1 protein-coding gene is annotated in these 1,162 nt (G+C 68.7%); it reads right to left on the bottom strand.

All coding sequences use genetic code 11. The features are described from left to right. The coding region (locus V7Z98_RS17800; RefSeq protein ID WP_334159431.1) for an acetyl-CoA C-acyltransferase at nucleotides 1-1,160 on the bottom strand (1,160 nt) is incomplete at its 3' end. Nucleotides 1,161-1,162 lie beyond the last annotated feature (2 nt).

Here is a 1,162-nt window from a genome sequence, read left to right as displayed (position 1 = left end):
CCGATGCACATGGTCACCATGCCGTACTTGCCCTTGGTGCGCTTCAGGCCGTGCAGCAAGGTGGCGGTGCGGATCGCCCCGGTGGCGCCCAGGGGGTGGCCCAGGGCGATGGCGCCGCCCAGGGGATTCACCTTGGCCGGGTCCAGGCCCAGTTCGCGGATCACCGCCAGGGACTGGGCGGCGAAGGCTTCGTTGAGCTCGATCCAGTCCAGGTCCTGGTGCTTGAGGCCCACCTGCTTGAGCACCTTGGGGATGGCGGCGATCGGGCCGATGCCCATGATCTCCGGGGCCACCCCGGCCACGGCGAAGCCAACGAAGCGGCCCAGGGGGGTCAGGTTGTATTGCTTGAGGATCTTCTCCGAGACCAGCAGCACGGCCCCGGCGCCGTCGGACATCTGGGAGGAGTTGCCGGCGGTGACCGAGCCCCGGGCGTTGAACACGGGTTTGAGCTTGGCGAGCTTTTCCAGGCTGGCATCAGCCCGGGGGCCTTCGTCGGTGTCGGCAAGTTTCTCGACGATGCGCACGGTGCCGGTTTTGAGGTCCGGCAGGTGGGCGCGGATGGTGTAGGGGCTGGTCTCGGCCGTGAAGTAGCCGGCGGCGATGGCCGCCACCGCCTTCTGGTTGGAGGCCAGGGCGAAGGCGTCCTGGTCGTCGCGGCTGACCTGCCACTGCTGGGCGACCTTTTCGGCGGTGAGGCCCATGCCGAAGGCGATGGCCCGGTTTTCGTCGTGGGCGAAGATTTCCGGGTTGAGGGAGACCTTGTTGCCCATCATCTGGTTCATCAGGCTCATGGTCTCGGTGCCGGCGGCCAGCATCACGTCGGCCTCGCCGAGGCGGATGCGGTCGGCGGCCAGGGCCACGGCCTGGACGCCGGAGGAGCAGAAGCGGTTGATGGTCATGCCGGCCACGCTCTGGGGCAGGCCGGCCAGGAGGGCGCCGATGCGCGCCACGTTCATGCCCTGCTCGGCTTCGGGCATGGCGCAGCCGACGATCACGTCGTCGATCAGGGCCGGGTCGAGGCCGGGGGCCTGGGCCACCACCGATTTGAGGACGTGGGCCAGCATGTCGTCCGGGCGGGTGGTGCGGAACATGCCGTTGCGCTTGCCCACGGGCATCCGCGTGGCGGCGACGATGTAGGCGTCTTGGGTTTGTTTGGTCATGG

It is taken from the genome of Oryzomicrobium sp., assembly GCF_036820405.1.
GTDB lineage: Bacteria > Pseudomonadota > Gammaproteobacteria > Burkholderiales > Rhodocyclaceae > Oryzomicrobium.
The sequence above is the reverse complement of the archived record's forward strand: the minus strand, read 5'-3'. Positions and strand labels throughout refer to the sequence as shown.